Origin of the sequence: Solitalea lacus (assembly GCF_022014595.1) — a bacterium.
GTDB classification, from domain to species: domain Bacteria; phylum Bacteroidota; class Bacteroidia; order Sphingobacteriales; family Sphingobacteriaceae; genus Solitalea; species Solitalea lacus.
The window spans coordinates 3,752,357-3,777,248 of sequence record NZ_CP091740.1; the positions used below are offsets into that span (position 1 = coordinate 3,752,357).

The 24,892-nt window shown below is 38.0% G+C and carries 22 protein-coding genes; 12 read left to right on the forward strand and 10 right to left on the reverse strand.

Annotation, left to right across the window (positions count from 1 at the left end):
* The first annotated feature begins 116 nt into the window (after positions 1 to 116).
* The 3 genes from L2B55_RS16115 (at position 117) to L2B55_RS16125 (ending at position 4,179) form a co-directional block, all read left to right on the forward strand.
* Positions 117 to 698, forward strand: a complete 582-nt coding sequence (locus tag L2B55_RS16115) for an RNA polymerase sigma factor (RefSeq protein ID WP_237847207.1) — start codon at positions 117 to 119, stop codon at positions 696 to 698.
* A 196-nt stretch (positions 699 to 894) separates the two neighbouring features.
* The gene (locus L2B55_RS16120; RefSeq protein ID WP_237847208.1) at positions 895 to 1,608 is read left to right on the forward strand and encodes a COG3650 family protein; all 714 of its coding nucleotides are present in this window, start codon (positions 895 to 897) and stop codon (positions 1,606 to 1,608) included.
* A gap of 303 nt (positions 1,609 to 1,911) precedes the next feature.
* Positions 1,912 to 4,179, forward strand: coding sequence for an aconitate hydratase (locus L2B55_RS16125; protein WP_237847209.1), 2,268 nt, complete (start codon positions 1,912 to 1,914; stop codon positions 4,177 to 4,179).
* A 53-nt stretch (positions 4,180 to 4,232) separates the two neighbouring features.
* Here the strand turns inward: L2B55_RS16125 and L2B55_RS16130 are convergent, their stop codons facing one another.
* The gene (locus L2B55_RS16130) at positions 4,233 to 4,673 is read right to left on the reverse strand and encodes a hypothetical protein (protein ID WP_237847210.1); all 441 of its coding nucleotides are present in this window, start codon (positions 4,671 to 4,673) and stop codon (positions 4,233 to 4,235) included.
* A gap of 347 nt (positions 4,674 to 5,020) precedes the next feature.
* Here L2B55_RS16130 and L2B55_RS16135 point away from each other — a divergent pair, with 347 nt between their 5' ends.
* The gene (locus L2B55_RS16135; protein WP_237847211.1) at positions 5,021 to 5,341 is read left to right on the forward strand and encodes a hypothetical protein; all 321 of its coding nucleotides are present in this window, start codon (positions 5,021 to 5,023) and stop codon (positions 5,339 to 5,341) included.
* A gap of 991 nt (positions 5,342 to 6,332) precedes the next feature.
* On the opposite strand, the gene L2B55_RS16140 is transcribed toward L2B55_RS16135, so the two are convergent.
* The gene (locus tag L2B55_RS16140) at positions 6,333 to 7,043 is read right to left on the reverse strand and encodes an RloB family protein (RefSeq protein ID WP_237847212.1); all 711 of its coding nucleotides are present in this window, start codon (positions 7,041 to 7,043) and stop codon (positions 6,333 to 6,335) included.
* Entirely contained in the window at positions 7,022 to 8,365 is a 1,344-nt protein-coding gene (locus L2B55_RS16145; RefSeq protein WP_237847213.1) for an AAA family ATPase, read from the reverse strand. Before L2B55_RS16145 ends, L2B55_RS16140 begins: the two co-directional genes overlap by 22 nt.
* Before the next feature lie 245 nt (positions 8,366 to 8,610).
* Here L2B55_RS16145 and rlmH point away from each other — a divergent pair, with 245 nt between their 5' ends.
* Both rlmH and L2B55_RS16155 read left to right on the forward strand, forming a co-directional pair.
* Positions 8,611 to 9,084 carry a 23S rRNA (pseudouridine(1915)-N(3))-methyltransferase RlmH gene (rlmH, locus tag L2B55_RS16150; RefSeq protein WP_237847214.1) on the forward strand — a complete coding sequence of 158 codons (474 nt, stop codon included), beginning with the start codon at positions 8,611 to 8,613 and terminating at the stop codon, positions 9,082 to 9,084.
* Positions 9,085 to 9,220: 136 nt separating this feature from the next.
* Positions 9,221 to 9,364, forward strand: a complete 144-nt coding sequence (locus tag L2B55_RS16155; protein WP_237847216.1) for a hypothetical protein — start codon at positions 9,221 to 9,223, stop codon at positions 9,362 to 9,364.
* Positions 9,365 to 9,395: 31 nt separating this feature from the next.
* On the opposite strand, the gene L2B55_RS16160 is transcribed toward L2B55_RS16155, so the two are convergent.
* Positions 9,396 to 9,881, reverse strand: coding sequence for a DUF5606 family protein (locus L2B55_RS16160; protein WP_237847217.1), 486 nt, complete (start codon positions 9,879 to 9,881; stop codon positions 9,396 to 9,398).
* Between the two features lie 76 nt (positions 9,882 to 9,957).
* The gene (locus L2B55_RS16165; RefSeq protein WP_237847218.1) at positions 9,958 to 10,419 is read right to left on the reverse strand and encodes a peptidylprolyl isomerase; all 462 of its coding nucleotides are present in this window, start codon (positions 10,417 to 10,419) and stop codon (positions 9,958 to 9,960) included.
* Between the two features lie 161 nt (positions 10,420 to 10,580).
* On the opposite strand from L2B55_RS16165, the gene L2B55_RS16170 reads away from it, so the two are divergent.
* Positions 10,581 to 11,837 (forward strand): asparagine synthetase B, encoded by a 1,257-nt coding sequence (locus L2B55_RS16170; protein ID WP_237847219.1) that lies wholly within the window; start codon positions 10,581 to 10,583, stop codon positions 11,835 to 11,837.
* Positions 11,838 to 11,935: 98 nt separating this feature from the next.
* On the opposite strand, the gene L2B55_RS16175 is transcribed toward L2B55_RS16170, so the two are convergent.
* From L2B55_RS16175 to L2B55_RS16190, 4 genes are all read right to left on the reverse strand, one after another.
* A complete protein-coding gene (locus tag L2B55_RS16175; RefSeq protein ID WP_237847220.1) occupies positions 11,936 to 14,011 on the reverse strand; it encodes a putative porin in 2,076 nt (691 codons plus the stop codon).
* 3 nt (positions 14,012 to 14,014) lie between these two features.
* Positions 14,015 to 14,830 (reverse strand): purine-nucleoside phosphorylase, encoded by an 816-nt coding sequence (locus L2B55_RS16180; RefSeq protein ID WP_237847221.1) that lies wholly within the window; start codon positions 14,828 to 14,830, stop codon positions 14,015 to 14,017.
* Entirely contained in the window at positions 14,820 to 15,872 is a 1,053-nt protein-coding gene (gene lpxK, locus L2B55_RS16185) for a tetraacyldisaccharide 4'-kinase (protein WP_237847222.1), read from the reverse strand. The genes L2B55_RS16180 and lpxK overlap by 11 nt, the downstream gene beginning before the upstream one ends.
* Before the next feature lie 90 nt (positions 15,873 to 15,962).
* A complete protein-coding gene (locus L2B55_RS16190) occupies positions 15,963 to 16,448 on the reverse strand; it encodes an FKBP-type peptidyl-prolyl cis-trans isomerase (protein WP_237847223.1) in 486 nt (161 codons plus the stop codon).
* 200 nt (positions 16,449 to 16,648) lie between these two features.
* Between L2B55_RS16190 and L2B55_RS16195 the strand changes: the two genes are divergently transcribed.
* From L2B55_RS16195 to L2B55_RS16210, 4 genes are all read left to right on the forward strand, one after another.
* Complete coding sequence (locus tag L2B55_RS16195; RefSeq protein ID WP_237847224.1) at positions 16,649 to 17,308, forward strand: hypothetical protein; 660 nt, start codon at positions 16,649 to 16,651, stop codon at positions 17,306 to 17,308.
* A 154-nt stretch (positions 17,309 to 17,462) separates the two neighbouring features.
* Entirely contained in the window at positions 17,463 to 19,094 is a 1,632-nt protein-coding gene (gene pruA, locus L2B55_RS16200) for an L-glutamate gamma-semialdehyde dehydrogenase (protein WP_237847225.1), read from the forward strand.
* A 332-nt stretch (positions 19,095 to 19,426) separates the two neighbouring features.
* Positions 19,427 to 20,698, forward strand: coding sequence for a porin (locus L2B55_RS16205; RefSeq protein WP_237847226.1), 1,272 nt, complete (start codon positions 19,427 to 19,429; stop codon positions 20,696 to 20,698).
* Between the two features lie 154 nt (positions 20,699 to 20,852).
* A complete protein-coding gene (locus L2B55_RS16210; protein WP_237847228.1) occupies positions 20,853 to 22,394 on the forward strand; it encodes an acyl-CoA carboxylase subunit beta in 1,542 nt (513 codons plus the stop codon).
* 75 nt (positions 22,395 to 22,469) lie between these two features.
* Here the strand turns inward: L2B55_RS16210 and L2B55_RS16215 are convergent, their stop codons facing one another.
* Positions 22,470 to 23,372, reverse strand: coding sequence for an alpha/beta hydrolase (locus L2B55_RS16215; protein WP_237847229.1), 903 nt, complete (start codon positions 23,370 to 23,372; stop codon positions 22,470 to 22,472).
* 315 nt (positions 23,373 to 23,687) lie between these two features.
* On the opposite strand from L2B55_RS16215, the gene L2B55_RS16220 reads away from it, so the two are divergent.
* On the forward strand, positions 23,688 to 24,809 hold the full coding sequence (locus L2B55_RS16220; protein ID WP_237847230.1) for a M42 family metallopeptidase: 1,122 nt from the start codon (positions 23,688 to 23,690) through the stop codon (positions 24,807 to 24,809).
* Positions 24,810 to 24,892 lie beyond the last annotated feature (83 nt).

A 24,892-nucleotide genomic window follows, 5' to 3' on the forward strand; every position in this document is an offset into this window, starting at 1 on the left:
TGAAAATAGTTGTTTATTTGTGAAGTAACCCAAATATAACAGGAGGAAATTATAGGCTAAAAATCTACACGACTTAAACATTTTTATTAATTAAGAGTTAAATTAGATAAAGGCCCATGAACCGCCATCAAGAAAGCGACCAATCCCTTATACACTCGTACCTTCGAGGAGACGAGAATGCGCTCGAAATTCTTATCAATCGTCATAAAACTAAAATTTATACCACTATCTATTTATTGGTTAAAGACAGTTATTTAGCCGAAGATATTTTCCAGGATGCATTTATTAAAATAATTAACACCCTAAGGGCTGGCAAATACAATGAAGAAGGTAAGTTTTTACCTTGGGCATTACGAATTGCTCACAATTTGGTTATTGATCATTTCCGCAAAGAGAAACGCACCCCTGTTGTAACTACCATTGATGGCCAGGACATTTTCAATATTTTACATTTTGTTGATGAGAATGCCGAGGACAGGATAGTGCGCGAGCAAACCGTTGCCGATTTACGTAAATTAATTATGATGCTTCCTGAAGAACAACGCGAAGTGTTGATTATGCGCCATTATGCCGATTTGAGCTTCAAAGAAATAGCCGATATTACAGAAGTAAGCATAAATACTGCACTGGGCCGCATGCGCTATGCGCTTAACAACTTGCGAAAAATGATGAATATTAAAGAAGAAAGCCTTAAGTAAAATTTGACCCTTTATTTATTGCTGATAATCAAACGTCCGAAATAGAAATTCGGACGTTTTTATTTGAATGAGTTAAACAAGTTTCATATCAATCGACTAATATTACATAATATTAACTTTTGGTTGAATTTACATTTGTTCTACATGAATTGAATAGATATTTTTGAGTTCAATTCGACTTAGACAACAACCAAACATGACAAAAAAATCTATGATAAGATCACTTCAATTAGTTTTTGCATTTTCCTTAGGGGCTATATCTATTCTTTCGTGTAAAGGCGGAAAAAACAATCAAAATACAATGGGCGCTGATACTGTTTTGGTAAAAGGTCTTTACATCCATTCAGACAAGATTGACAGCTTACGGGATTGTGCAGATACTACGGTGGTCTATTTTGTAAAAGATCAAACCGGTAAACTTGGTACCCGTTATGATAGCTTACCTGGTATCCAGCACACTAATGAAGCTGTACTAGTTGAGCTGAAAGGGGTTGTGGTAAAAACAACAAATGACAGTACTGCCAAAACACTACCGAGAACACTTAACGTTTACTCAATTAACCGCATTGAGCGCAAAAACTTCCAGAACGTTTGCATTCAATATGATTTTTGGGCCCTTGGTAGTGAGCCGAATTGGAATCTGCAAATCTCTCAATCAGAAAACCTGATCTCTTTTGAAGATTTTAACACACAAAAAGGATATCGTTTTAACTATAAAACTCCCAGAATTAACAGCGACACAACGTCTTGGACATATGAAAGCCGCAACCGGGAAGAACGTTCCAACATTCGGGTGATCATCCGCAAGCAGGACTGCAATGACACTATGTCGGATCATGTTTATAAATACAGCGCCGAAGTTTCAATTAATGGCCGTAATTACAAAGGCTGCGCTGTAGCATGGAAGTAAGGTAAACGCATTAAAATCACTTATCGGGTTGTCTGGACAAGTTTATAGAAACATGTAACAGACAACCCTTTTTTTTGATAAACATCTGTATTTCCCTGCCTGCTATTTAGAACCTTTACAAATAAGGAAAACCCTCTATAAAGGATATTTATAATTCGAATTTTCGTAAATTCGCAATGCTTAAATTGTGAATATCACAAAAGTTTGAAAAACTTTTCATGATTCCTCCAAGCCAAGAAACACTTCTGCCCAAACAGAAGTTACAATTATGTCCATTATTTAAAAACATAAAATACTCATAAAATGGCGTTTGACATAGAAATGATTAAGAAGGTTTATGAGCGCATGCCAGCCCGTGTAGAGGCTGCCCGTAAGCTCGTAGGCCGTCCGTTAACTCTTACTGAAAAAATTCTTTATTCACACTTATGGGATGGCACTGCTGCTACCACTTTTGAGCGTGGCAAATCATACGTTGATTTCGCCCCTGACCGTGTAGCTATGCAGGATGCAACCGCTCAGATGGCATTGTTGCAATTTATGCAGGCCGGCCGTCCTAAAGTTGCAGTACCGTCAACTGTACATTGCGATCACTTAATTACTGCAAAAGTAGGTTCGGCAGAGGATTTACATACTGCTGAAGTGTCAAATAAAGAGGTTTACGACTTCTTATCATCTGTTTCTAACAAATATGGCATTGGTTTCTGGAAACCAGGTGCAGGTATCATTCACCAGGTGGTTTTAGAAAACTATGCATTTCCTGGTGGTATGATGATCGGTACCGACTCACACACAGTAAACGCTGGCGGTTTAGGTATGATTGCTATTGGAGTTGGAGGCGCTGATGCTTGTGACGTAATGGCCGGTTTACCATGGGAACTTAAATTCCCTAAATTGATAGGCGTTAAATTAACCGGTAAGCTAAGTGGCTGGACAGCTCCTAAGGATGTTATCCTAAAGGTTGCAGGCATATTAACTGTAAAGGGCGGAACTGGCTGCATCGTTGAATACTTTGGCGAAGGTGTAACCTCTATGTCTTGTACCGGAAAAGGCACCATTGCAAACATGGGCGCTGAAATCGGTGCTACCACTTCAACATTTGGCTATGATGAGTCTATGGAGCGTTACTTACGTTCAACCGGCCGCGCTGATGTTGCAGACTTAGCCAACGGAATTAAAGAACACTTAACTGCCGATGCAGAAGTGTATGCTAATCCTGAAAAATACTTCGATCAAATAGTCGAAATCAATTTAGATGAATTGGAACCGCACTTAAACGGTCCATTCACTCCAGACTTAGCTACTCCTATTTCAAAGATGAAAGAAGAAGCTGAGAAGCATGGCTGGCCAACCAAAATTGAAGTTGGTTTGATCGGTTCATGTACTAACTCTTCTTATGAAGATATTTCTCGTGCGGCATCATTAGCTAAACAAGTTGCTGCTAAAAATCTTAAAACCAAAGCTGAGTTTACCATTACTCCTGGTTCTGAGCAAGTACGTTATACCATTGAGCGTGATGGCTTCTTAGATACTTTCGATAAAATTGGCGCAAAAGTATTTGCCAATGCTTGTGGTCCTTGTATTGGTATGTGGGCACGTGTAGGAGCTGAGAAGGCTGAAAAGAACACTATCGTACACTCTTTCAACCGTAACTTTGCTAAACGCGCCGATGGCAACCCGAATACCTTTGCATTTGTAGGTTCTCCTGAACTGGTTACAGCGTTGGCTATTGCCGGAGATCTTACTTTCAATCCATCTACAGATTATTTGACTAATGAAAATGGTGAGAAAGTAAAATTAGATGCTCCTACAGGCGATGAATTACCAGTAAAAGGTTTTGCTGTTGAAGATGCCGGTTATCAGGCACCAGCAGAAGACGGCAGCAGTTTACAAGTAGCGGTATCTCCTACTTCTGACCGTTTACAACTGTTGGATCCATTTGCAGCCTGGGAAGGCACCGACCTTAAAGGCTTAAAGCTTTTGATCAAAGCAAAAGGAAAATGTACCACTGACCATATTTCAATGGCAGGTCCATGGTTGAAATATCGTGGCCACTTGGATAACATTTCAAATAACATGTTAATTGGTGCAGTTAACTATTTCAACGAAAAAACTGACAACGTTAAAAACCAGTTAACAGGTGAATACGGTGCGGTTCCGGCTACTCAGCGTGCGTATAAAGCTGCTGGCATCGGTTCAATTGTTGTTGGTGATGAAAACTATGGTGAAGGTTCATCGCGTGAACACGCTGCTATGGAACCTCGTCACTTAGGTGTTCGTGTGGTATTAACGAAATCTTTTGCTCGTATCCACGAAACTAACCTGAAAAAACAAGGAATGTTAGGCTTAACGTTTGCCAGTCCTAGTGATTATGATAAGATCCAGGAAAATGATACTATCGACATTCTTGGCTTAACAGAGTTTGTTCCAGGCAAACAATTAACCATTGTTTTACACCATGCAGATGGCACAACAGAACAGTTCCCTGTAAACCATACGTACAATGAACAACAAATTGAATGGTTTAAGGCTGGTGGTGCGTTGAATATCATCCGTAAACAAGCTGCTAAATAAAAACATATTTAAGCATAAATAAAAAACCGGGACTGGATCCCGGTTTTTTTATTTTATTGAAATTTCAGTTCCCGCATCAGTTTTGCACCCATTATCTCTCTCATTTCCATTCGTGACATCATTATTTTCTTTTGCACATCTTCATTGCCTATCGCCTTCATTTCAATAACGTCCATTTTATCATTTAAACCGTCTAAAGCAGCCATGTTCTTGTATTCAGCCATAATCAGCATGTTCCAGTCCTGTGGTGAACTGGCTGAACCTGACAACACCTTGTAGGACAACACTAATCCTTGCTTCATTGCTTCATCATACACCTTCCGCAAGCCCGTATTCAAACTCTTCATATAATCTTCGCCCATACCCGGTTTCACTTTAATCATTGTAACATTCCATACCGAGCCTTCTGTATAAGACTTGGCAGATTGAGCTTGCGCAGTAAAGGCCAAACAAACCAAGCCTGCAATAACTGCATAGGTTTTAATAAATTTCATAAATCCTCCTTTTTAAGTTGAATAAATTATTGGAATTAATTTTAAATGAGATGGATAGCAGCTGTTTTAATGGAAGTGAACTAAATTTAAGTATAAAATTCAATAAATTAAACAGATGCTTTAGGCATCTGCCGCTCCTATAACTACATGACTGTGTTATAAACAATTAGCTATACCTCCTAAAGGTAAGATCCGATTGTTATCAAATCTTACAGTTAGTTTATAAATCAAAACAATAGTTTACAAAACACCCTTACCTAAAAATATTTATCCACAAAATTCATTTTTTCCATTGTTTTATTAGGTAAATATCCTATTATCGCTGTTACAAATTAAACTTAACGGCTATGAATAAATTCGTTCAATTATTTCAGTACCTAACAGGATTAACCAAAAAAGGGTACAATTATACATTTGAATTAGCGGGCAATGGAATTAAATTAATTGAAGAGAATTTATTCTTTACTCCTGAAAACTTTACAATTAAAGAATACTATAAACTGGAAGGTCTTAAAGATCCAAAAGATGCTTCCTTGGTTTTCGCTATTGAATCAAACGATGGATTGTTTAAAGGAGCATTAATTACTGCATATTCTGCATTCAATGAGATCATGTCGGCTGATTTGGCTAAAAAACTAGCCTTGCATCCTAGCCCGATTTACAACTAGATAAGCCTTTGCTCTTCTATAAGAAGTGCGTATATCGATTCGGCGCGATGCAAACTGCGACGTCCAGTTTGTTGTGATGTAAAAATATTAGTTGTCTGCGCTGCGCAAATGTGTGCTGTTGCACAACCTCTAAAAAAAACCTCTGAAAATTGGATGAACAATTTTCAGAGGTTTTTTACTTATCAAGGAGTTCATTGAAAACTTTAGAGGAAGAGTGTCCTACTACATTTCGAAAATCCTTATGCACACCCAAAAGTCCTATTAAAACAGCAGTTTTAACTGCATATTCTTTGGCCTCGAAATATCTTTAATTACTTTTTCTTGCTGGCGCAGGAAAATTAATGGATTTATACTATCGTTCTGAATAGTAAAAGCGCAGAGATGATTTCATGGTTTTCGTCTAAAGCAAAGCAATAACTTTCACCTAGAAGCTCAGAGGAATAGTTGATTGAGTCATCAGCAAAAAAATCATTTAAATCTAGATTATCACAGTCAAATGGTTGACATGATTCTAAAATAGCTTGATTATATACTTATAAAGTACACTTGTCAAATAAAAAGCCCAATATCTAAATTTTTGCTTTAGCCAAAATTTTAGCAGAGATAGATGTCTGTTGAGAAAAATTTACAGAATATTTTTTGGCACTATTTATCGCTATCTTTTTTGCAAAAGAAGCAGCTGCCTTATCTTTTAAAACTGGAATTGATTGATAGCTATTGCCATTATACTTTTTGCTTAAAGTACAAGATTATATAATTCATATTACAACATCAACTAATTTCAAATTATATTCGATGTCAGGGCTTTATTGCTTGCTGCTAACGGGTGAGTGTTGCCGAAGTGGGGGATTTATAGCACAAAACCATAAAAAGCACTCACGTTGAACAACTGTAGAATATTCATTAAATGCACGTTCGCTTCCCCATTTTGGCCACATTATGTTACTGGCTCGACTACATTTATGTTGAGATTGTGTTGTTATAATCACAGTCATTCTGGTGAATAAGAATACCAATCAATAAGATCTCTTAATCGCTTAACTAAAATATGTGTTGTCGTGCTTGGGTTAGCTTCGATAGGTAGTTTGCTTTTTTGTTCGGCTAAAAGTTTCTCTGCTCGTTCAATTGCTTTTGTTTCACTTCCCAATTCAATAAGCGCATCTATTATTTCTGCTTTTCCATGTTCGTAAACAAACAGCTTATGAGATTCAAAAGATTTTATTGCTGTTTCCAAACTTAAATAAATATCAGCACGTGGAATTGGTTTAGCTGAACTTACATCACTAAAATGAAGCAATAACCACAACTCAAAGACTTCGTTGCTATAAGCAACTCTCATTTTTTCTTCTTGTGCTATTTTAAATGCGTCAACAAACCGAAGAGTATTTGCAGGAACTTTTTCTGCATCATCTTTATCAAATACCACCCAAACTTCATCAACATTTTTGTTCGCTTCCTCTGCTAATTTTGCACGTTCAAGGATTGCTTGTTCAACAACTCCCTTAGCACTTCTACCAGTTCCAACTGCTCTAAGAAAAATTGTTTCTTCGGGAATATGCTTTTCAAATGTTCGGAAGTAAGTTGGTTCAGTGTTACCGTCTTCACATACTATGAGAAATAAATGAGGATACTTTCGCCAACGAATTGGTCGTTTCTCTCTTTCTTTAAGTTTAGTTTTATTTAATACTCCTCGCTTTGCCATTGGGTATTACGAATAAATTTTTGAAAATTACCCAATGCTGGAATTGCACCATACCTACCTTCAAAATAGCGTTTTTCTTTATCAGTGTCAGGTCTTTCTTTTTCTGATTTGAACTCACCATTTTTCTCTCCGAAATAAACGAAGTCAGAAAGAGAGTATATTTCGGTGCTTTCCCATTGATTTTTTTCTGCAAAACAAATTTGGTCGCGTCTAAGATTTGAATAACTTAAAAGGTTTGTATCATGAGTTGCAAAAATCAATTGTGCATTATTAGGATTACTTTTTTTGTCTAAGAATACATCAATTGTGTTCAAAGTCATAACTGGATGTAATTTGGCTTCAATTTCATCAATGATAAGAACACCACCGTTAGCCAATGCCCATAAGATAGGTCCACTTAAGTGAAATGCCTTTTTTGCCCCCGATGATTCTCTATCTTCCCATTTCCAACTATGTGTTTTGTTTGTTGGCAAAGCGTTATCATCATACATGCGATGTTTTGCAAAAACCGTATAACTCTGTTTGCCTTTCAGTGACTTTGCTAATTGGGACTTCATACTCTTAGGCATGTCGTCTGGCAATTCAGATTCTTCAAAATCTTTTGTTGCTACGTCTACATCAACGATATTTAAACTTAATAATGCCAAGTATTGCTTTATTTTTTCTCTGTAATCCTTTTCTTCCCAAAGTTCAACTGTTTTGATTTCTTCAAATTCAGTATTAAGTCCGTCAATCATACTAAAGTGTCTAAACCATTGCATGATACTTTTGGCTTCTTCAACATTTAGAATGTCACAAGTAGAAAGAAACAATGCATTAATTCTTGTTGCTTCAATCGCTGCATCAATAATTTTTTTTGAGCCATTATAACCCGAACTGGCATCAATAATTTCTCCATCGCGTTCAAATAAATTAACTTCTCTTCCTGCCGATTTGCGAAACAACCATTCTTTTTTAATTTCACTTGCTGTAAACTCCAATCCATAACGATAACGGTTTTCTTCAATGACGAAAGAGATTTCAAATCCTGTTGGTTTGTCTTCCCAACCTTCCCGCAAAAGAAAAGGATCATATGGCAAGCGAGTCGTTGATGATGTCCTGGCGGAAACATGAACCAATCTGTCCAAAAGACTCATGGCTTTTAAAATGTTTGATTTACCTCCACCATTTGGTCCATAAAGTGATATAGCGTTTAACGCTTGGTATCGCCCTTTTGTGATAATGTTTTGGAGATGGTCTTTTTGTTTTGGCGCAGGGATTAAACTTATCGTCTGCTCCTCGCCGATTGATCTATAGTTGGAGACTTTAAATTCAAGCAACATGGCTTATTTCGTATTTATTTTGCAAAATAAGTAAACTTCATTCAAAATACAAGCCCCAAGTTTTTTTTATTGTCAATAACAATCAGATTAATTTGGAATTTTATGGCCATTAAGTCTGTGTATCAAAACTCAAATAGCACCAAAAAAGCAAACCAATTTATTTAATTGAAGGTGTAAATTTGCTCTACAAACCGCTAAAAAGGCCGGTGATATTATTGTGATTTATTAGCATTCTGAAAATATAAATGAAAATAACGCTGATTCAACTTGGAAAGACAGAAGACAGTTACCTTATTGAGGGTATTGATAAATATGAGAAACGATTGAAACATTATATCAATTTTAACATTATCACAATTCCAGCATTGAAAAATACGAAACACTTCTCTGCTGAAGAGCAAAAAAAGAAAGAAAGTGATTTGATTTTCAAGCACCTAATTCCTAGTGACCATGTAGTGCTATTAGATGAAAGAGGTAAAGATTTTTCATCAGTTCAGTTTGCCGATCAACTTAACAAGTATATGAATAGGGCCGTACAAAACCTTGTTTTTATTATCGGAGGGCCATATGGTTTCGACAAAACCGTTTATGAAAGGGCAAATGAAAAGATCAGTTTATCCAAAATGACTTTTTCTCATCAAATGGTACGTTTGTTCTTTGTCGAGCAAATTTACAGAGCATATACCATTTTAAAAGGGGAGCCTTATCATCATGAATAATTTGTATACTATTTTATATTCTTTTTGTTTAGATAACTTGACTATAACAATTATTTTATATTAATTAGGCTATTCAACTTAACTAATAACTAACTAAACAAACAATTATTTTGAAATGGAACCAATATGCCTTAACATGGAAAGGAAAAAAACAGTAAGTTTTACACTGTTTGTTGTATTATTGGTTTTAACCATTGCAATTAACTTTGTTCAAAGATGGGAAAACACGCAACACAAAAACATTCCATTGAACGTAACAAAGTGTATCGGCGCTATTTGAGCCAAAGTCAGGACATTAAAAAAGCAGAGTTTTACTCTGCTTTTTTTGTTTTTTTAGCTTTCTTTGGAGCTTCTTCAGGGGTAGCAGTCTCCTCAGCTTTAACCTCTTCATCAGAAGCAGCTTCAGCATCTGGATCCGCTTCATTCCACAATGGCAAAGCCGACAAAATTTTCACCCAGCTTACAATTTTCTTAATATCTGATGCGTAAACACGTTCAGTATCATGATCAGGTGCTACTACAGCAAAGTAATCTTTCAATACTTTTCCATCTGCCTTGGCATCAGGAACACCTGCAAGATTCTCGCCCATTTTAGCAATTATTTCTTTTAACTGAAGATCTTCAGCTTGTCCGTAAACAGTAATTTCCTGCAAAGCAGCTACCTTGGCATTACCATTAATTACGGTTTTATTTTTTGCTTCGTCTAACGATTCTAGTACAAAACCGGCCTTATTCTGCCCAATTACCTTGTACAATCCGGGCTTTCCCGAAACAGCAACAATTCCTCTTAAGTTCATAATTCTGTTATATGAAGTTTAAAGCCTGAAATCTGGAAACAAATTGTAATCAAATTTCAGACTTCCGACATCGGTTTTATTCTTCAATTATTTCTATCGATAAAATTTTGTCTCCTTGGCGAATATCATCCACCATATCAACATTCTCTACCACTTTACCAAAACAAGTGTGATTACGATCTAAATGAGCGGTATTGGTTCTGCTGTGGCAAATGAAGAATTGAGATCCACCGGTATTACGGCCAGCGTGCGCCATTGATAACACACCACGGTCGTGGTATTGATTATCCCCATCTAATTCACAATCAATATGGTAGCCTGGACCTCCTGTACCTGCACGGAATGCCGTAGCCGGATCTTTAGAGAATGGACATCCCCCTTGAACAACGAAATTAGGAATAACACGGTGGAATGTTACTCCGTCATAGAAACCTTCTTTGGCTAATTTTACAAAGTTGGCAACAGTTTTTGGAGCATCTTTCTCAAAAAACTCCACCTTCATATCACCCTTTTCGGTTTTAATTATTGCTTTAACCATTTTTTACGTCAGTTAATAAATAAGGTCGCAAAAATACGAAAAAGTTCCCTCATATATTAGCCATTCAACCAATGAAATATGCTTCCGTTTTAATCAATTAAATTTATTGCATTAACCTCCATTGAACTATTGATAATCAATTCCAATAATTAAATTTGAGCATGAAGAAGTCATTGCTAACCTTGCTGTTTGTTTTTTGGGGCTATTGCTCAATAGCCTCATCCATATTAATTCCGATGGATGAAAACCAAAAGAACCATTTAAAAGCATACGGCGTTGCCTACTGGATACTCAGCAAGCAAATTACCGTAGACTGGCTGCTTAATTACCGAGGCGGCAGTTTCCTGGTGGAGAACAGTCAGCAAATTCAAAATGAATGCAGGATTAGAGGAGTTTCTTTTGAGTTATTGCCAGATTTGCAGGTGTCTTCTATTTTAAAGGAAATAGCAGATCCTGAATCCAATACTGATGTAGTAAAGCTGGAGAAAATGCCCAAAATTGCCGTCTATTCTCCCAAAAACAAATTACCCTGGGACGATGCTGTAACCTTGGTGCTTACCTATGCAGAAATTCCGTATACAACACTTTACGATGAGGATGTTTTAAAAGGAGAACTTCCTAAATACGATTGGTTACACATGCACCACGAAGACTTCACCGGGCAGTATGGTCGTTTTTATGCCCAGTTCAGAATGATGGCATGGTACCAGCAGGATGTAGCCCTTCAGGAAAAGACGGCACAAGCCCTAGGCTTTAAAAAAGTGTCGGAGATGAAACTGGCTGTCGCCAAGACCATCCGTGATTTTACCACCGGTGGAGGGTTCCTGTTTTCCATGTGCTCCGGAACCGACAGTTTCGATATTGCACTAGCGGCCGAGGGTATCGACATTTGCGAGTCGATGTTTGACGGAGACCCTGCCGACCCTGCAGCGAACAATAAACTTGATTTCAGCAAAACTTTTGCTTTTAAAAATTTCAGGGTTGATATGAACCCATACAATTATGAATTCGCTGACATTGACGTGCCTCCTCTGCGAACAACCGACGAAGCAAATGATTTATTTACCTTGTTTGAGTTCTCGGCAAAATGGGATGTGGTACCAACCATGTTAACTCAAAACCATACCCGAATCATTAAAGGGTTTATGGGGCAAACTACAGCATTCCGAAAGCAAGTGATTAAACCGGAGGTACTGATTATGGGAGAAAACAAAGGATTAAATGAAGCGAGATACATTCACGGCGAATATGGTCAAGGAACCTGGACGTTCTATGGAGGACATGACCCTGAAGATTATCGTCATCAGGTAGGCGATCCCCCCACCGATTTGAATCTTTACCCAAACTCTCCCGGATATCGTTTAATCTTAAATAACGTACTATTCCCGGCAGCGAAAAAGAAAAAACAGAAAACCTGATGCTTATCTTAAAAGAATAATAATAAAAAAGAACCAAGGGTAGCACTAAAGAATGTATAGCTACTCTTGGTTCTTTGCAATTAATGCATTAATACGTTCTAATCATAAAATCTCCAGCTCAATCCAAACTTAAACTGAGCGTCTGGCATGGCATACTTATCAACGGTATAATAACCTTTTTTATTCAAGCCCTGATTCCAATAATCATATTTTATAAGGAATCGGGTCCTGCGCAGGCCTGCTGTCAAAAACACATCCACAATCGGATAATTTCCAACCTCACGCGTTCCCTCAGCGACATAAAACTGCCCAAGTTCCGGAGCATACCCCATAGATTTAAACTTGGTATAATAACGAGCATCAAACCCTATCTGGAAATCTAAAACTTTGAATAATTTATTTTGATAATAGAAGCTCTGATAAGTGTAAAAATCCGGAGCAGGAATAATTTCCTGTGCATTATTGGCCTGATAGGTGAAATGACTTGCCAACCTGAACATTCCAAACTTGAAGAGCTGATCAGCCGATAGACGTAAAATATTTATCAACTTTCCACTTTGCTGAGGTATTATTTCGTTACCAACCTTACCAAAATATGCGTAGTTATTAATAAGATTATACTGAGCCGACAAGCGTGTTCTGGTAACTGAATTAGAATAGGTAAACGAAAGCAAGTTGCTGTTTATTTTTGAAAAGCTATTGGACCACCTATGAAAGTTTGAACTGTACTGATTGTAAATAGTGGGTGTCTCCGAATTCTGAATAACCGCTTTCAATATTATCTTACCAACTTTTTCGCTTAAAGAAACTGTTGCCGTACCATCTAACAACACATCTCCGGAGTTAAAACCTGCAAATACATACTGACCTCTAATATCAAGATCAATGTTTGCTGCAAGTGAAAAACCAACCCGTCCTTTTAACAGAGCATTGTTAATGGATTTACTTAAATACACTGAGTCTTGGAATCCTGTCTGCGTATTATTAGAAAAGACAGAATCAAGAGCATGCTGATTATAGTTAACACTTTCAAATGCTATACCTCCTCCCAGGTTAAAACGTTCATTCCGACCACGTCCAAACAAACTGATATCCAGATCCGTTCTGAAACGTTTCTCCTTTACCCTATCCCTGGCTTGTAATGAATCAATATAAATATGAGAAAAGTATTGCGATGGCGTTAAAACATCTCCCTGCAAAGAGGATTCATTATAAGGAACATAGTTGTAATCAAATTTATATTCCCTTTGATCAAACTGAATTGAATTGGTAATTTTTGAAAAAGGCGATTTAAAAACTTTTGCCTGGGTTACTGCATTAGTATCACGGGCACCAATTACATATGATTGTTTTAAATAAACCGATGAATTGTTCCACGTTGTCAAGGCATCATTCAAATAAATGCTTTCAAACTCGTGCTGCTTATTTGTAGGTACCGTAAAAATACTATCATTAGACAAACCTCCGTTTTCCGGGGCCTTCAAACTGTTAAAAATAACGTTGCCTAAAATATTGTATTTCAAATTGCGCGACTGATACCATGACCATGCCGAAAACAAGTTATGTTTTGGCCTCTGGCGGGGATAATAACCCTCAGATCCAATTGAGCTATACTGAAAACCAATATTTAAGTTGGGTTTTATATTTTGAGTATGAATAAAATCAATTAAGCTTTCACTACCAAATCCGCTGACCCAGGTTACTTCGGTATAAGGAGAGTACACGCGGTAATAATTCACACGTTCAGGCTTGAATTCGTATAAACTCAATGCACTTTGTCCTGTTGCAAACCCAAGTTTACTACCAAACTGCTGATACATGTTTTTGCTGGCCAACCCTAAATTACCTACATTAAGATAATAGTTATTATTGCTGTAAAACAGACTGTAGTTTTGGTAATCAGTAATAGAGGTATCTAAGCGTGAATAAGCAATAGTATCTAAATCAAACTGGCGAGGCTCAGCAAAACGAATAGACTTTGCGTAAAACTTCTTTACAGAATCTTTCCGAGAATAAAAATCTTTTAGCCCACCCTCTCCTTGTTCGGGAGTTTTTTTAACTGTGTCTTGGCGTCCAAATGGGGGGCGCGAAGGATCATTGGGATTAACTATTTGTGCATTAGTTAAAACCGGAAACAATAAACAAGCGAAAAAAAGGCGTATAAAGTTCTTCAAAGCTTAAAATGATGATATCAGCTCTTTTAAAATTAAGGTCATTTTAGGTTCTGCCTCCTGGGCTACTTTTACGATTTCGTCTAACGAAACTTTACCCAATGCATCAGGGAAACCTTCATCTGTAATAACCGAAATAGCAAAAACCGGCACCTGCATATGATTGGCAACAATAATTTCAGGTACTGTTGACATACCAACAACATCTCCCCCGATTATACGAAGGTAACGGTATTCGGCACGCGTTTCCAGGTTTGGCCCAGGAACGCTCACATAAACTCCGGTATGAGCTACAATATTATTGGCAGCGGCAATCTCCTCCGCCTTTTTTATCATTGCTTTATCATATGGGGCAGACATATCAGGAAAACGAGACCCCAGCGTATCGTAGTTATGCCCTCGCAAGGGGTTATCAGGCAAAAGGTTGATATGATCGTCGATAATCATCAAATCACCCTTTCTGTAATCAGGGTTCAAGCATCCGCAAGCATTGGAAATCAACAAACGCTCAACCCCCAGGAACTTCATTACCCGCACCGGAAAAGTGATTTGTTGCATCGAATAACCTTCATAATAATGCAGCCTGCCCTGCATGGCAACCACATTTTTACCATTTAAGGTTCCAAATATCAGTTTACCGGCATGAAACTCAACTGTTGAAATGGGGAAATTAGGGATATTGGAGTACATCAACTCATATTTAATGTCGATATCCTCAACCAGCTTGCCTAATCCGGTTCCTAAAACAATTCCGATTTCAGGTTTAAAGCCTTCAATACGTTTTTCAATATGCTCAACGGTAGTACGTAACTTATCCAACATAGTTTAAAATCTTGTTATCAAAATCCTGCTTAAAGCGATCGCAAATTTCGGCTTTAATCGGGATATAATGAATAGGCAATTGCTCAACTTCTTGCTGCAGCGATGGTGAAAGCAATCGCATCGCATCTTTTTCAGTTGTAATAATTACTTTTTGCAGCGATGAATTAGCATTATATACTTCAGCCAATTTTGCAACATCCTTAAGTCCAAACTTATAGTGGTCTGAATAGTGAAGATGCGTAATTTTTTTGGTTTTAAGTTCAAGAAAGTCCAGCAAAGGCCGTGTTTTGGCAATACCTGTTAAAAGAATAATCTCCGTTTTACGATTAATGTCACTCAGTTGATACTCTTTAACATTTTCCTTCGGATGCAGGAGTTTTAATTCTCCGTAACTAATGTAGGAGTAAAAGATTTCCTTATCAAAGTATGGCCTGATCTTCGCCTCTACAATGCGCTGATCAAGTGGGGAGAATATTTTGGGAGCCTTGGTGACCACAATCACATCAGCCCGCTTCATTTCTGTTTTCCCCTCCCGCATGTTACCCGCCGGCAGCATAAATGATCGCTCACCAATGCGGTTATAATCTAAAAGCAAAATGGTGAATCCTGCCTTTACTTTACGGTGCTGAAAAGCATCATCCAGTAATATTACCTGATGTTCAGCTTTTATAGCGTTAATGGCCTTTACCCTGTTTTCACTGGCAATTACGCTTACTGCAGAAAACTTTTGCTTAAACTGCATTGGCTCATCGCCAATTTGCTCGGCAGTGGAAGTTCCATCTGCTATGATCATGCCTTTGGTACGCCTTCCATATCCCCTGCTTATGGTTGCAATTTTCTTCTTATCTCCCAACAACCTAATCAAATATTCAATCATTGGCGTTTTCCCTGCACCACCGGCTTCCAAATTGCCCACAGCAATAATAGGCAAATCAAAGCTGTGTGATTTAAACCAGCCTTTATCGTAAAACAGGTTTCGCAGTTTTATAATTAAACCGTAAACTAATGAAAATGGAAGTAGAATTAAACGTAATCCGGACATAAGCAAACCCTGAATCCTGGCGGAACAAGAATGAAAACAGTCGGCATTAACAGTTGTTTCTGCCGACTGTCATTATTTTTTATCAATTGATTAATGGTGGTGATGACCAGGGCCATGTACGTGACCGTGATCCATTTCTTCCTGAGAAGCATCACGCAGCGATTCAACTTTAACATCAAAATGCAATGTTTCACCAGCCAGTGGATGGTTACCATCAACTGTTACAGTGTCGCCTTCAATGTTAACAATACGAATAACCATTGGACCGCTTTCTCCATTTGCCTGGAACTGCATTCCTACTTCAAGGGGAGCATCAGGCGGGAAGTTTTGACGCTGAGCATCAAAAATTAAATCATTATTCAACTCTCCATAACCTTCAGCTGGTGAAACAGTAACTTTTTTAGCATCACCAACTTTCAAACCTTCAAGTTCTTTCTCTAAACCTGGAATAATATTATAGCTTCCATGAAGATATTCTAAAGGAAGATTAGGCTGCGACTGATCAAGCACTTCGTTTTTATCATTAGTAAGTGTGTAAGAAATACTAACAACTTTACCATTTTTAATTGTTTCCATTTAATACCGATTTATAAAATGCGAAAATAATACAATAACCCGATAATGCAGTCGATTAATATAAATTACACCTAAGGCCAACTATTGTTAACTAAAAGGAAATAATATTGCAACCAATTTCATAAAGCATTCGTAATAAGTAATTACAGCAGGCTTTTTCCTAAAGCTGATAATAATAATTAAAACCAAATCATCATTTCATGAAAAAAAGATTTCTAGCAATAGCAATTGCGCTGATAAGTTTAACGGCATGTGAAGACAAATGGGAGTACATGGAGGGCAGAGAACCTGCAACTGGAGGAGGAGAAACCCCTATAGAGAGTACCGGCAGTTATCAGCCTTTGACACCAGGCTCTAAATGGGTGTACACCGGCACAGAAAATTACATTGTTACTTCTTTGAATGAAGAAACCTCTATTGGAGGAAAATCTTTCCATGCATTCAACAACAGCGTTTCGGGTAATTTCTACATAAACGTTAACAATGGCCAGTACACAGGAAATGGAATGTTTGACGATGACATTCAAAGCTTAAACCCTTTTTCACTGATTTTTTTAAAAGACAACCAACCTGTTAATCACACATGGAGCTCAACTATAAAGTTACAACCTGAAGGATCACCGGTTGAGTTAAATGCCGAATACAAATTCACTATCAAAGAAAAAGGCATAGATTTTAAAATAGATAATAAAATCTATAAGAATGTGATTAGGGTATCAATGGTTCTTTCATTGCCTGGCTATGGTGAGATTAGCAATGGTTCATATTATTATGCCAAGAACATAGGATTTATCTATTCCGACATTTCTGCCAATGCTGAAAAGCACATTGTAAAACTCAGCAGTTACGAAATTAAATAAGTTAATCCTCAAAACATTTATCATAAAGCCATTGCAAATAAACGCAATGGCTTTATCTATTTAATTAATAGAGTATCTTTCTGGTCTTGTGTTCTTTTTCTATCTTTGCACCGCAAAACAAACCTTAGTCTCAAATACTTAATCATAATTATTTATGTCAAAAGGCTTTTATCAAGTTCCTAAACCAATCAATGAGCCCGTTTTAACTTATGCTCCAGGTACTGCCGAGCGTAAATCATTAAAAGCAGCACTAGAAGATGCACGTTCAATACAACTTGATATTCCGATGTATATCGGTGGAGAAAAGGTATTTACCGATAAGAAGGTAGCCTTACGTCCTCCTCATGATCATCAGCATATTTTAGGGTACTTTTCTCAAGGCAGCAAAGAGCATGTAAAACAAGCTATTGATGCAGCCTTGAAAGCAAAAGCGCAATGGGAAGATTTGGCGTGGGAACACCGTGCTAAAATTTTCTTAAAAGCAGCTGACTTATTAGCAGGTCCATACCGTGCTAAAATCAATGCGGCAACTATGTTGGGCCAGTCGAAAAGTGCATTCCAGGCTGAAATTGATTCGGCATGTGAGATCATTGATTTCCTGCGTTTCAATGTGTACTTCATGTCGCAGATCTATGCTCAGCAACCTGAGTCAGGAAAGGGTATGTGGAACCGTACTGAGCAACGCGCTTTGGAAGGTTTCGTATTCGCATTAACACCATTCAACTTCACAGCTATTGCTGGTAACCTGCCTACTTCGGCAGCCATGATGGGTAACGTTGTGGTTTGGAAACCTGCCAATACGCAAATTTATGCGGCTAACGTATTAATGGAAGTATTCCGCGAAGCTGGTGTTCCAGATGGTGTAATCAACTTAGTATACGTTTCAGGACCTGACGCAGGTGATGTTATATTCAAACATCCTGATTTTGCAGGTATCCACTTCACCGGCTCTACCGAAGTATTCCAAAATATTTGGAAAGAAATTGGTAACAACATTCACATTTATAAAACATATCCTCGCATTGTAGGCGAAACCGGTGGTAAAGACTTCGTTTTAGCGCATAAATCAGCTGATCCGGAAGTGGTTGCAACGGCCTTAATTCGCGGTGCGTTTGAATACCAGGGACAAAAATGTTCAGCGGCTTCTCGCGCGTATGTTTCTAAGTCAATTTGGCCAAAAGTTAAAGAATTAATGCAGCGCGATATCGCTTCAATTAAAATTGGCGGTGTTGAAGACTTCTCCAACTTCTTTAATGCAGTTATTGACGAGAAATCTTTCGATAAACTGGCAAAATACATTGATAACGCTAAGAATGATTCATCAGTAGAAATTGTAGCGGGTGGTACGTATGATAAATCCAAAGGATACTTCGTTCATCCTACTGTAATTCAAGTTCAGGATCCACGCTATGTGACCATGAGCGAAGAGTTGTTCGGCCCGGTATTAAGTGTTTATGCTTACGATGATGACAAGTTTGAAGAAACACTTGAGTTGATCGACACGACTTCAATATATGCTTTAACTGGTGCTGTTATTGCAAGCGATCGTTATGTAATTGAGCATGCTGCTAAAAAATTGCGTAATGCTGCAGGTAACTTCTACATCAATGATAAACCTACCGGAGCGGTTGTTGGTCAACAGCCTTTCGGTGGTGCAAGAGGTTCAGGAACAAACGACAAAGCCGGTTCAATGATTAACTTATTACGTTGGGTTTCTCCACGTACAATTAAGGAAACATTCGATCCTCCTAAAGATTATCGCTATCCTTTTATGGATAAGGAATAATCTTAACATAACTTTTAATTAACAAAAGGGTCTTCCTCAATAACAGGAAGGCCCTTTTTGTTAACAATTCCATACGATCTTCTACGTTAAATAATTGTAAATCTGCTATTTCAGAAATCCACACCTACTTAACTAATATTCATTTACTTATCCTGCCCATTTACCGAATATTCATAATTGCTTAACATTAGCTTAACCTATCATTTCAATTCACATAATATTTTTGCAGCGTTAACTTAACAACCAGTAAACATATATTTAACAAGTTGTTAAGCTATGGATAAAATATAATTAACAACAAACAACTAAATTTTATTACAGAGCGCAAACTCATGAAAAGTTTAAAGACATTATCAACAGTATTTATTTTATTGCTTCTCTCAGCTTATTCAACCAAAGCACAGATAACTGTCTACAAAGACTCTGTTCGGAATGTATTTCTAACTGGCTATATACAGGCTCAATATGAAAAAGCCGATTCAGCAGGTATTCCTTCTTTTGACGGCGGTGACTTCCCTCCTAATGTTGACTCACGTTTTATGCTTCGCAGAACTCGTTTTGCCGTTGGGTATGCTGAGAAATTTTTCTCGGCCAATTTTGAAGTTGACTATATACAAAACAATGTTCGACTGGCAAACGCATTCGTGCAATTTACCGAGCAAAAATTTAAAGCACTTTCATTGGGTCTTGGCTTAGGAACTGTGCCTTTTGGTTTAGAAACACCATATTCATCATTTGCCCTAGAGTCAGCAGAACGCAGCCGTTTAATCCAAACCCTTTTCCCTGATGAGAAAGATTGTGGAGTTCAACTAATTTTCAATCCTAAGAATTCAGCAAAATGGAATTTCATCACAGCTTCGGTAGCTCTTTTGAATGGCGCAGGAAGAAACTTCAATGATTATGACAGTAAAAAGAACTTCAGCGGGTCATTACAGTTTAACCTCGGCAATAAATTTAAACTTAATTCATTACCAGTTTTAGGAGCCGGAGTATCTTATTATAATGGAGGATCACGTTCTAATACAAACGTAATGTTGTACAATGGCATCAACAACGGTGTAAAAGGTTTTGTGCTGAATACAAGCCCCCAGAACATTGGCGCCTATGCTAAACGAATTTATACCGGTTTCAATGGTCAAGTAGGTGTAAACAGTCCAATTGGTTTATCAAAATTAAACTTTGAATACATTTGGGGTGATCAGCCTGGTGTAGCGTCTTCTTCAACAATCAATGGACCACAATCCTCACGCAGTTTCACTGCCCAACCTTCAACCAATATTTACAACCGTGAGTTTAATGGATACTTCTTTACCTTCAATCAAAGCATTGGTAAAACACCATTAAACATAATGGTTAAATATGACTGGTATGATCCAAATACCTTTCTTAGCGGAAGAGAAATAGGTGCAGCAAGCAGCAATAGCACTAGCGGCGATATTGCCTACTCAACCTGGAGCTTCGGTACTTACCTGAACCTACTTAAAGGCAACGCTCGCCTGGCTGCTTATTATGACATTGTTAAAAATGAGAAGACATCTGTACCTGAGTACAGTAATGATATTAAGGATGATGTTTTAACGCTACGCATGCAATTCAGATTTTAATCCATAATTAATAGTAATTACTAAGAAAGCGTTTTACAGAAGCTACTCATTCTGTAAAACGCTTTCTTATCTAATTAATAAGGAACTTCTTCATTCCTCTTCCGCCCACATCTCACATCTTTTTTTAAATTTGAGGGCTAATCAATATCATTCAGTGGAAAGAACTCAAAATTTACTACAAAAACGAGAAGAAGCGCTACTTGGCGGAGGCCAGAAACGCATCTCTAGTCAACATAAAAAAGGTAAACTAACTGCTCGCGAACGCATTCATTTTTTATTGGATGAAGGTTCATTTGAAGAAGTAGGTATGCTTGTTACCCACAGGACTTCAGATTTTGGATTGGATGAAGAGAAATACCCTGGTGATGGAGTTATTACAGGCTGGGGAACCATTAACGGCAGGTTGGCCTATGTATATGCTCAGGATTTCACCGTTTTTGGAGGCTCTTTATCAGAAACCCATGCTGAGAAAATTTGCAAAATCATGGATTTGGCCATGAAAAATGGCGCTCCTATTATCGGCTTGAACGATTCAGGTGGTGCACGTATCCAAGAGGGGGTAGTTTCACTGGGTGGCTATGCTGATATCTTTTACAGAAACACTTTAGCTTCTGGTGTTATCCCTCAAATTTCTGCCATTATGGGTCCTTGTGCCGGAGGAGCGGTTTACTCCCCTGCCCTAACTGACTTTATCCTGATGGTGGAAAATACTTCATATATGTTTGTTACGGGCCCTAACGTTGTTAAGACTGTTACACACGAAGAGGTGAGCGCAGAAGAACTCGGAGGAGCATCCACGCATTCCACTAAATCAGGGGTGACTCATTTTTCTTGCACCAATGAAATAGAGTGCATCAATGATATCAAACAGTTATTGAGCTATATGCCGCAAAACTGCGAGGATGACCCGGCAATGTGGCAATATGAATCTAGTGGAGATGAAAGCCGCCCGGCATTAGACTCAATTATTCCGGCAAACGCCAATCAGCCTTATGACATCAGAGATATTATCAATCAGGTAATCGATGAGGGTTCTTTCTTTGAAGTGCACCAAAATTACGCCGAAAATATTGTAGTAGGATTTTCACGCCTTGGCGGAAGAAGCGTTGGTATTGTTGCCAACCAACCAGCTTACCTTGCAGGCGTATTAGATATTCCAGCCTCAACTAAAGGTGCTCGTTTTGTTCGTTTCTGCGATTCATTTAATATTCCGCTCTTAGTATTTGAAGATGTTCCGGGCTTTTTACCGGGTACTGACCAGGAATGGAATGGTATTATTAACCACGGTGCTAAGTTATTATATGCATTTTGTGAAGCCACCGTACCACGTATTACCGTAATTACCCGTAAAGCATACGGAGGTGCGTATTGCGTTATGAACTCTAAGCACATCGGCGCGGATCTTAACTACGCATGGCCAACTGCCGAAATTGCTGTAATGGGCGCTAAGGGCGCGGCAGAGATTATCTTCAAAAAAGAAATTACAGCTGCCGATGATCAGTATCAGAAACTATCAGAAAAAGAGCATGAATATTCGGATTTATTTGCCAATCCATACAGAGCTGCTGAACGAGGTTTTGTTGACGAGGTAATTATGCCGGGTGAAACTCGTCATAAACTAATCAAAGCATTCAGGATGCTGGAAAATAAAGCGGTTAAAAATCCACGGAAAAAACACGGAAATATTCCTTTATAACGAATTCTTAACTAATTTTTCAGGAGCCGGCATTAATAATGACCGGCTTTTTAGTTATTAAGTAATTCGTAAAAACTACTTCCCCATTAAGTATTCTAATGGAGTTCCGAAGCGACGTTGCCAGTAAAGCTCGCCATGCTCATCTTCAACATACTTAATAGTTGTCCAATTACCCTTAGGCCACTCCTCGCGCATCACTTTGTCAACTGCTGTTTGGTACGGAGCATACAAGCTATCCAGCGTTTTAGTACCGTAATCGAAGTAAATTTTATGGTTTGAATTAGAAGGCAAATGGTGATTTAAATACTTGCAAAAAGCCTCCCCTACATTTTCATCATTAAACTTCATGCTTAATGGCCAATGAGTAGACATGCATGCAGCCGATCCAAACACATCCGGATATTCGCAAATGGCATATAAAGAAATTAAAGCTCCCATGCTAGAACCCATAATACAGGTATTGGCTTTATCAGTCAGCGTATTGTAGTTTTTATCAATGTAAGGCTTTAGCTCCTGGGTGATAAACTTCAGATAGGCATCTCCCAATGGTTTACCATGAAACTCCTTTGAGAGTTTATTCTCAAGCGTTGCGTTTAATAGTTCATAAGGCGTATTGGGCATGTACTCCCGCATTCTTTTACTGGTATTCCAAATACCTACCACAATACAGTCCTTTATTTTACCGTCCTGCATCATTTCGGCCACCTTTTCATCAACCCGCCATTCAACACCCCCATGTGAATACTTAGCCATAAAAAGGTTTTGCCCGTCATGCATATAAATTACCGCATATCTTTTGGTGGAGTCAGACTGATAATTTGGAGGTAACCAGATATCAACTTTACGTGAAGAGACAAACTTGGAGTGAAAGGATTCTAATCGGTGGAGGCTTCCTTTTTTTAAGGGTATTTTAGTTTGAGCCAAACTCAAGCTAAAAAATAAGCACATTAAAAAGCAGGCAAGTAGTTTTCTCTCCATCCGGTATTTAGCTTCAGAACTCTATAATCTTTAATTAAAGTATTGATTTTTATTTTAAATAAAATATCGAATTGGCAATTTATATACCGAAAATATAAATTTTCACCTAAAATATTTTAAAAATTTGACTTATATATAACTTTTAAGTAACAAAAGATCATCATTTCACCCTCCCAAAAGGGCAATGAAAACAATTCATTTTCGTTATAACCCTACCAGCTCAGCAATTAACTCCGCTAAAAATATGTTAGCAAGTTGAGTTTCCTTTCGGGAAAAAGGCTAAATTGCCTCACTTGAATCAATACAGCAACGAATATGAGCAAGAAAAAAGAAGATAAAAAAGCAGAGAAGAAACATCATCCTGTGGTTACTAAAAAATCACTTGAGTTTTTTGAAAAGTATATCAACAACCCTTCGCCTACCGGCTTTGAATGGACCGGACAACAATTATGGCTTGATTATCTAAAACCTTACATCGATGACCATTTTGTGGATAATTATGGCACTGCGGTGGGGATTATCAACCCCAAGGCAGAGTACAAAGTGGTTATTGAAGCACATGCTGACGAAATTTCATGGTTTGTAAATTACATTACCAATGATGGGTTAATTTACGTAATCCGTAACGGAGGTTCAGACCATCAAATTGCCCCATCTAAAAGGGTAAACATTCACACTGATAAAGGCATTGTAAAGGCAGTATTCGGCTGGCCTGCTATTCATACGCGCAATGGCGAAAAAGAGGAAACCCCAACGTTAAAGAACATTTTCCTTGACTGTGGCTGTACCTCTAAAGAAGAAGTTGAAAAACTGGGTATTCATGTTGGCTGCGTAATTACTTACGAAGATGAGTTCATGGTTTTGAACGATCGCTATTATGTTGGCAGGGCATTGGATAACCGTGCAGGTGGATTTATGATTGCCGAAGTAGCCCGCTTATTAAAAGAAAATAAGAAAAAGCTTCCTTTCGGCTTGTACATCGTGAACTCCGTTCAGGAAGAAATTGGTTTGCGCGGAGCGGAAATGATTGCCGATCGAATTAAACCAAACGTAGCCATTGTTACCGATGTAACCCATGACACTACAACCCCAATGATCAATAAAATCACGCAGGGAGATTTGTCATGTGGTAAAGGCCCTGTAGTTTCGTATGCTCCGGCGGTACATACTAACCTCAACAAATTATTAATCGAAACGGCAGAAAAAAGCGAAATCCCATTCCAGCGTCAGGCAAGCTCACGTTCAACCGGAACAGATACCGATGCATTTGCGTATTCTAATGGCGGTGTATTCTCAGCTTTAATCTCGCTTCCGCTTCGCTACATGCACACAACTGTTGAGATGATTCATAAAGAAGATGTGGATAATGTTATCCGCTTAATTTACGAATCGTTATTAAATATCAAAGAAGGACAGGATTTCAGATACATAAAATAGCAGATATTTAAATAAGTAGAGCATAGTCCCTAGTGAAGTTATTATTCACTTGACTATGCTCTATCGATTTAAACTATCTACAA

Bases quoted from the DNA above. Each gene is read 5' to 3' on its own strand.
- L2B55_RS16140 (WP_237847212.1), bottom strand. From the start codon at position 7,043: ATGGCAAAGCGAGGAGTATTAAATAAAACTAAACTTAAAGAAAGAGAG.
- L2B55_RS16205 (WP_237847226.1), top strand. From the start codon at position 19,427: ATGAAAAGTTTAAAGACATTATCAACAGTATTTATTTTATTGCTTCTC.
- L2B55_RS16195 (WP_237847224.1), top strand. From the start codon at position 16,649: ATGAAAAAAAGATTTCTAGCAATAGCAATTGCGCTGATAAGTTTAACG.
- L2B55_RS16155 (WP_237847216.1), top strand. From the start codon at position 9,221: ATGGAAAGGAAAAAAACAGTAAGTTTTACACTGTTTGTTGTATTATTG.
- L2B55_RS16160 (WP_237847217.1), bottom strand. From the start codon at position 9,881: ATGAACTTAAGAGGAATTGTTGCTGTTTCGGGAAAGCCCGGATTGTAC.
- pruA (WP_237847225.1), top strand. From the start codon at position 17,463: ATGTCAAAAGGCTTTTATCAAGTTCCTAAACCAATCAATGAGCCCGTT.
- L2B55_RS16145 (WP_237847213.1), bottom strand. From the start codon at position 8,365: ATGTTGCTTGAATTTAAAGTCTCCAACTATAGATCAATCGGCGAGGAG.
- L2B55_RS16130 (WP_237847210.1), bottom strand. From the start codon at position 4,673: ATGAAATTTATTAAAACCTATGCAGTTATTGCAGGCTTGGTTTGTTTG.
- L2B55_RS16180 (WP_237847221.1), bottom strand. From the start codon at position 14,830: ATGTTGGATAAGTTACGTACTACCGTTGAGCATATTGAAAAACGTATT.
- L2B55_RS16170 (WP_237847219.1), top strand. From the start codon at position 10,581: ATGAAGAAGTCATTGCTAACCTTGCTGTTTGTTTTTTGGGGCTATTGC.
- lpxK (WP_237847222.1), bottom strand. From the start codon at position 15,872: ATGTCCGGATTACGTTTAATTCTACTTCCATTTTCATTAGTTTACGGT.
- L2B55_RS16135 (WP_237847211.1), top strand. From the start codon at position 5,021: ATGAATAAATTCGTTCAATTATTTCAGTACCTAACAGGATTAACCAAA.
- L2B55_RS16115 (WP_237847207.1), top strand. From the start codon at position 117: ATGAACCGCCATCAAGAAAGCGACCAATCCCTTATACACTCGTACCTT.
- L2B55_RS16120 (WP_237847208.1), top strand. From the start codon at position 895: ATGACAAAAAAATCTATGATAAGATCACTTCAATTAGTTTTTGCATTT.
- rlmH (WP_237847214.1), top strand. From the start codon at position 8,611: ATGAAAATAACGCTGATTCAACTTGGAAAGACAGAAGACAGTTACCTT.
- L2B55_RS16190 (WP_237847223.1), bottom strand. From the start codon at position 16,448: ATGGAAACAATTAAAAATGGTAAAGTTGTTAGTATTTCTTACACACTT.
- L2B55_RS16215 (WP_237847229.1), bottom strand. From the start codon at position 23,372: ATGGAGAGAAAACTACTTGCCTGCTTTTTAATGTGCTTATTTTTTAGC.
- L2B55_RS16165 (WP_237847218.1), bottom strand. From the start codon at position 10,419: ATGGTTAAAGCAATAATTAAAACCGAAAAGGGTGATATGAAGGTGGAG.
- L2B55_RS16125 (WP_237847209.1), top strand. From the start codon at position 1,912: ATGGCGTTTGACATAGAAATGATTAAGAAGGTTTATGAGCGCATGCCA.
- L2B55_RS16220 (WP_237847230.1), top strand. From the start codon at position 23,688: ATGAGCAAGAAAAAAGAAGATAAAAAAGCAGAGAAGAAACATCATCCT.